This window comes from candidate division WOR-3 bacterium (genome assembly GCA_016934535.1).
In the GTDB taxonomy this organism is placed as follows: domain Bacteria; phylum SDB-A; class SDB-A; order SDB-A; family SDB-A; genus JAFGIG01.
Map to the genome: position 1 here is coordinate 1 of JAFGSQ010000059.1, position 7,370 is coordinate 7,370.

4 protein-coding genes are annotated in these 7,370 nt (G+C 43.7%); all 4 read left to right on the forward strand.

The window, feature by feature from the left end:
* Window positions 1-127 precede the first annotated feature (127 nt).
* From JXL83_08810 to glmS, 4 genes are read left to right on the forward strand one after another with little or no spacing between them, the layout of a single operon-like run.
* Window positions 128-3,259, forward strand: a complete 3,132-nt coding sequence (locus JXL83_08810; protein MBN2364218.1) for a VCBS repeat-containing protein — start codon at window positions 128-130, stop codon at window positions 3,257-3,259.
* Window positions 3,256-3,939 carry a hypothetical protein gene (locus tag JXL83_08815; GenBank protein MBN2364219.1) on the forward strand — a complete coding sequence of 228 codons (684 nt, stop codon included), beginning with the start codon at window positions 3,256-3,258 and terminating at the stop codon, window positions 3,937-3,939. Before JXL83_08810 ends, JXL83_08815 begins: the two co-directional genes overlap by 4 nt.
* Window positions 3,936-5,273, forward strand: a complete 1,338-nt coding sequence (locus tag JXL83_08820) for a phosphoglucosamine mutase (GenBank protein MBN2364220.1) — start codon at window positions 3,936-3,938, stop codon at window positions 5,271-5,273. Before JXL83_08815 ends, JXL83_08820 begins: the two co-directional genes overlap by 4 nt.
* On the forward strand, window positions 5,261-7,090 hold the full coding sequence (glmS, locus tag JXL83_08825; protein ID MBN2364221.1) for a glutamine--fructose-6-phosphate transaminase (isomerizing): 1,830 nt from the start codon (window positions 5,261-5,263) through the stop codon (window positions 7,088-7,090). The genes JXL83_08820 and glmS overlap by 13 nt, the downstream gene beginning before the upstream one ends.
* Window positions 7,091-7,370: the final 280 nt, after the last annotated feature.

A 7,370-nucleotide genomic window follows, 5' to 3' on the forward strand; every position in this document is an offset into this window, starting at 1 on the left:
GCAAATACGTAAACATTGACCTGGATTGTGTTTTCTGTTAGAAATACTAGTCTTGATATATGAATAAAATTTCTTATCATATTTTAAAATCGTATTCAATTTCTAAAACAAAGATAAAGGAGATTAGATGAAATTGACTCTCTTTTCAACTTGCTTCCTGATTACAATGGGTATGAATGCTAACATTGAATTTAATCAGATGCAAGATTTATTTTACGGAAACTCAGGCAGGTTCATCGACAAAGAGCTTGAATTGTATAGAGACAATCCTCTTGCTTCTTTTCATTTCAACGCACCCGCGCATAAAGTTTTCAAGATGGGAGAAAATTTGTCGGGCGCCGACACGGTCAGGGTCCTTGTCCTGAGAGTTGATTTTGTCGAAGACAATTCTCCGTTGACTACCGGGAACGGAAAATTCAACTATCAGGGAAACGGAGAAGAGGAATACAACTCAGACAGCACCCACAACCTCAACTATGATCCGCCGCATGACTCTTCATACTTCGATCACCAGATGGAAGCATTGAGAAATTACTATTTGAGCGACACAAAAAACGGTCTTTATGTTCAATACGATATTTTTCCAGTTGGAGATTCCGCATCATACACTGTTCCGCACCAGATGTTATACTACGGAGACCCGCAGAATATTGTCTATGGGCTTTTCTATCTTTTGAGGGACGCTGTTTACGAAGCAGATAGAGACACAGTTGCAAATATTGATTTTTCAGATTATGACGCGATTGTTATGTTTCATGCTGGTTCTATGTGGCAGACAGACTACGGAGACAGCCCATACGATTTGCCTGCGGTTTGGATTGGTGGTGCGGACGCCCTTTTCGGAGAGCCTATATACGCCAACAACAGAACCGACTCAATTTTTGAATCTGTTATGTATTGCGAGACGGGCTTTCAAGACGGAGGAGTAGCCTATCTTCAAGGCGGGTTGGCACATGAATTCGGCCATCAACTGGGAACATACGATCTTTACGACGTATCCGGCAAGACTATGGGTTGCAACGGATGGTCACTCATGGGAACCGGCAACTGGAACCTCGACGGCCTTGTTCCTCCCCACCACGATGTCTGGAACGTCGGCTACATGAACTATCCGTATTGGGCTGTACCTAGAAGCATATCGAGAGACACAACCGTCGAATTGAGATGGAGGGGGTCTCTTGATTCTACGGCGGTATATTTCGTCAAAGTTCCAATAAACAACAGAGAACACTTTTTAATTTCATACAGGTATTCCGCTACTCCAGGAGACACATCACATGTTAATCCCGATTCAAATGCGACGAGGGTCTGGAGGGACGGGGTAATGGTGAAATTTTTCGATTATGACTATAGTTTGCCTCAGAGCGACAGTTCGGGGGGGCTTGCTATTTGGCATATAGATAAATTTAAAATTGACACGACTATAGAATATAATAGCGTAAACGCGGGTTTTCCGAGAGGAGTAGACCTTGAGGAAGCCGACGGCATACAGGATTGCGAGCTGAGTTATAATCAAATAGTCGATTGGAATTCTACTTTTTACGGAAACGAGTACGATCTTTTCAAACCAGGAGGTTTGACTAGGTTCGACGCTTATACAAACCCCAATTCCAACGACAATTTCGGTTCTGTAACGCATATAAGGATCGACAGCTTGGTCATGATCGGAGACACTGTAGCGAGATTCAACGTTAGATTCGACTGGCTGCTCGACAATTTCCCCTTTTTTATAACAGGAACATTTGACGTGAATTCTCCTGTGGTCTGTGATTTTGACTATGACGGTGAATTGGAGCTTGCTACGCTGTCTGAAGACGGGACAGTTTACGCTTTTGAAAGAGATGGAACCGGCTACATGAGAACCACTACAAGCACCACGACCATTTTCTTCAGGACAAACTCCGAATCTTATTCATCCATTGCAATCGCAGAAGCAGACGGAGACACAACTAACGGCATGGAAGTTGTATGCGGAAACGAAAACGGGTACATCTATGCCTGGCACACCCTTCCTAACATGTTCCCACCTCAAGAAGTGACGGGTTTTCCCGTCAGGGTGAACGCGAGGGTAGCATGCAGCCCAGCCCTTTTGGATATTGACAAAAACGGCAAGAAAGAGATTTTGATAGGAGCCAACGACAATAAACTTTACGCTTTTATGTTCCAAGACGCGAATAAAGACGGCAGAGCCGATTCCGTAACCGGTTTTCCTATGGAGATGGGCAACTGGGTTTGGTCCACTCCGGCCATGGGAGACTCTTTTCTTTACGCTCTCGGTGGAGACGGAGTTCTTCACGCTTTCTCGGAAAACAATTCAGGTATATGGGAAGAAAACTGGAATGTGTTCGAACCTTCACTTGTTTTGACGACAGCTTCTCTCGCTTTGGGAGATTTAGACAGAGACGGAGAAGAAGAAATAGTGGTTCTCCACGGAAACGGCGATCTTCATCTTGTGTCCTGGGACGGTCATACTATTTGGTCGAAATCAATCGAGGGGAAATCATACGTCACATCTCCTTCCCTGGCTGATATTGACGGAGACGGGTTTTTGGACATAATTGTATCCTTCGGGAGTGATTTGACCGTTTTCAATTCCAACGGCTCTCTTTTTGAAGGTTTTCCGGTGAGCCTTGGCGACACCTTCAACGTTCAGTCTTCACCTGTAATCGCGGACTTGAATGGAGATTCAAGCCCTGACATTGTAATTGGAACTATTACAGGTTGGATCTGCGGGTTCGACAACAAAGGAAATGTTCTTGGAGGCTTTCCTCTCAGTTGCGGAGATTCAATATACAGCACCCCGACAGCTGTTGACATTGATCACGACGGGTATATTGATTTAATTGCTAATGTTGACAACGGGAAAATAGTAGGGTGGAGCCTGGGAAGAGACACAGGCAACAATCCCTGGCCGATGTTCAGAAGGTCCCCGTCTCATGATTTGAGACAGCTTTCTCCGTGGATTGAACCCAGGGATTACCTCGATTTTTCAGAGTTGTATGTTTGGCCAAATCCTGTCGAGGGTTCAGTCGCCTATTTGAGATACACACTTTCATCTGAAGTTGACCATGTGGAAGTTACTGTTTTCGACATTGCCGGGGACAAAAAACTTTCTTTTGTTGCGGGAACATTTTACGGGGTCAACGAAACGAGTTTTGACGTGGGGCAGCTCGCGCCAGGCGTTTATCTTTTAAGGGTCGAATTGAAACATGGACAAAACTCAAATGTCAGATTTGTTAAAATGGCGGTGATAAAATGAAAAAATTAATCTTTTCGATTGTATCGGTTTCCCTTATCCTGAACGCAGCATTACAAAATTCAGCTTTGTATTCAACTCCTTCGAGAGCTAAAGTCCTTTTTGCGTCTCTTTTAATCCCCGGTGGAGGAGAATACCTTCTAGGCAACAAAAAAGCCGCTTTGGGATTTTTTATTGCTGAAGGGCTTGTCTGGACGGGTTACCTTTCAATGAGGTGGAAAGGCAATTCAATTCAGAACAACTACAGAATATACGCCAGTGATATTGCCGGGGCTTATTACAGCGAGAGAAACGAGACTTACTGGGACGCAATAGAATGGTATCAAAGCGCTGAAAGTTACAACTTGAAGGTAAGAGAAGATGCGAGAAAATTATATCCAGACGACTACGACGCTCAGTTGAGATACATTCAAGAAAACAGCTACACAGGCTCATATGCATGGGACTGGAACGGAAAACTTTCTCAGTACGACTACTACAGGGGAATGAGGAGAAATTCAAGAGAAGCCCTTCAAAACGCTTCGTACATCCTGTCCGGAGCAATTTTGACAAGGGTTGTTTCTTTTGCCTGGTCATTCAACAGCCTCAGGAGAATTTCCAACGAACGTGTAATTCTCCCCGAAATCGACTTCGACTCTGAATCTTACAAAATAGGAATAAGCATAACCGGTCTTTACAGATGAATTTTGTGAGGAGCGTTTCCGGGCTCAGGGGAATAACGGGAAAAGGATTCGATCCGGAAAAAGTTGTCGTATATTCAAACGCCATAGCGCAATTTCTCGGCGGAGGAACTGTTTGCCTGGGAAGAGATCCCAGAAAAACTGGAGAAGAATTTTCTATGGTGGCGGCAGGGTCTCTTATGGCTGCGGGAATGAATGTAGTTGACCTGGGAATTGTCACAACTCCAACTGTTTTGATCAATGTCGGTAGGGGAAACTATTCTGGGGGTGTGATTATTACAGCTTCGCACAATCCGGAAGAATGGAACGCAGTAAAATTCGTTAAAAAGGGAGGCGTTTTTTTCAACGCTGAAGACGCCGAAGAACTTTTCAAAATTGTAGATTCTCACCGTCTGTCATGGGAGAATTTCAAAAAGAGAGGAACTTATACTAAAGACAACACTGCGGAAGAGAGACACCTTGATATCATCGCCCAATCTAAATGGTATGAAAAATGCGAAGGGATGAAAGTCGTCGTAGACACCGCCGGAGGGGCATCCTCTTCAATTCTACCTGAGCTCTGCAGAAGGATGGGCTGCAAAATTGTTTCGGTTTTAGGCGGCTGCAAAGACGGAAATTTTACAAGAGGGCTGGAGCCGGTCCCAGAAAACCTTGAAGCTCTATCCAAAACAGTCAGAAAAAGCGAAAATACCATTGGGCTTGCCACGGATACAGACGGAGACAGACTCGCTCTCGTCGACGAAGACGGAAATCCCATTGGCGAGGAAAAAACTCTGCAACTTGCTGTTATGGCTGTACTGGAAAGGGAAAAGGGCGATGTCGTCGCGAATGTTTCGACGTCTTCCGCGGTTAAAAATATCACAGAAAACATGGGTTGTCATTTTTTCTTATCGCCTGTTGGAGAAGGAAAGGTAGTTGACAAGATGATGGAAACAAACGCGATAATAGGTGGAGAAGGCAACGGCGGAGTTATTTTTCCTTCTGTGCACCATGCAAGAGATGCTCAAACGGGCGCGATGCTCATTTTGTCCTATCTTCATAAAAAAGGTATCTCCCTGAAAGAAGCTGTCCGGAAACTTCCGTTGACATATATGATCAAGACAAAAATTGTCGATTTTTCGGGAAATTTCGACTCTGCTCTTTTCGAGGGAATATTAAAAAATTCGCAACTGGTGGAAATAGACGGAATAAGATGGCAAAATGAAGAATCCTGGTTTCATGTCAGAAAATCAGGAACGGAAAACGCCCTCAGAATCATTGTGGAGTCAAACGTTATAGGTGAAGACCAGAGAATTTTGGAAACTATCAGGAAAAGGCTTGAAAGATGTGCGGAATAGTAGGTTCGATAGGCAACGAGAACACAGTAGACATTTTAATTAAAGGTCTGAAAAGGCTTGAATACAGAGGTTACGATTCGGCGGGTATAGCCGTCATTGGAAAAGACGGTATTATATCGATTGAAAAACGCGCGGGAAAAGTCAAAGATCTCGAGAAGGATTTGGCAAACTGGAAGCCGCAGACAAAAATCGGAATAGCCCACACTAGGTGGGCGACACACGGAGAACCAAACCAGATAAACGCTCATCCTCATACAGATTGTAAAAATAAAATTGCCGTCGTACACAACGGAATAATTGAGAATTATTCGGCTTTAAAAAAAATACTTATGGACAGAGGGCATGTTTTCAAAACAGTGACAGACACGGAAGTTCTCGCACACTTGATAGAAGAATTTTACGAAGGGAGCCTTTTCGAGGCTGTCCGTCAATCTCTGCAGGAAGCGGAAGGAACATACGGTATAGCGGTAATATCTTCTGAAGAACCAGACAAAATAGTCATAGCCAGACTTGGGAGTCCTCTCGCCATAGGTCATTCAAAAAAAGGAATGCTCGTAGCTTCGGACACGGCGGCGATAGTAGACCACACCAAAAAAGTCGTCTATCTCGATGACAAAGAAATCGCTGAAATACACAGGGACGAATACACGATAGAAACAATAGATAAGGTCAAGGTGACCCCTAAACTTCAGATAATTGAGACGGATATCAGAAAAATTGAAAAGGGGGGTTTTGACCATTTCATGCTGAAAGAGATTTATGAACAGCCCCAGGTAATAGGAGATTCAATCAGGGGTAGAATTGACAGTGAAAACGGGACCACAAGATTAGACGGGCTCGACAGACATAGAAAACAACTTCAAAACACGGACAGCATTATTATTCTCGGATGCGGAACGTCATACTACGCCGGTCTTATAGGAAGTTATGTAATTGAAAAAAATGCTGGAATATCAGTTTACGCTGAATACGCAAGTGAATTCAGGTATAAAAATCCGGTGGTGAGAAAAAACAGCATTTCTTTCGCCATCAGCCAAAGCGGAGAGACGGCAGATACTTTGGCGGCCATGAGAGAAGCCTCGAGAAAAGGGTCTATTTGCCTTGGAATCTGCAATGTTGTCGGGAGCACCATCGCCAGAGAAAGCGAGGGCGGCGTCTATATACACGCCGGACCGGAAATAGGCGTGGCTTCGACAAAAGCTTTTTCAGCTCAGGTCATGGTCCTGAACCTCATCAGCATTTTGATCGGCAGAATGAAAAACATGTCCTATGAAGAAGGCAAAATATACGTCGAAAACATAGAAGCGATTCCGGAAAAAATTAATTCTGTTCTCCAAAATTCGGAATACATCAAAGACATAGCAAAAAAATATTCTGATCGAAACAATTTTCTCTACCTTGGAAGAGGTTTCAACTACCCTGTCGCTCTTGAGGGAGCGCTCAAGCTCAAAGAGATAAGTTACGTTCATGCAGAAGGTTATCCCGCGGCGGAAATGAAACACGGACCAATTGCCCTTATTGACAAAGAGATGCCTGTGGTCGTGGTGGCGATTAAAGACTCTGTTTACACGAAGGTTTTAGGAAATATTGAAGAGGTAAAAGCGAGAAAAGGCAAAATAATTGCAATTGCGACGGAAGGGGACAATGAAGTCAAAAAAAACGCGGATCATGTCATATACGTTCCCGCGACAATGGATTCTCTGTACCCTCTATTAACTGTTTTGCCTATGCAGATTTTGGCTTACTACATAGCTGTTGAAAGAGGTTGCAGCATAGATCAACCTCGCAACCTCGCAAAAAGCGTCACAGTGGAGTGAAATGTTTTTTTGTGTTTTAAAAGAGAAAATGCAAGACCCTTTAAACTTATTATTGACATTTTATTTACTATATTTAAAAATAGTAATTCTAAATTGTGCTTGATTTAGAAGTGTTTCAAAAAAAGGAGGCAGAGTGAAAAGAACTCTTTCAGTTTTTTTCTGTCTTAGCTTCATTCTCGCCGGCGTTTCTTGGGGCTGGCAGGAGAGCATAGACGGGAGCTGGGGGGCGACTGGACTGACAATAGACAGGACAGACGCTCAAGGGCTGCAACTAAATTTA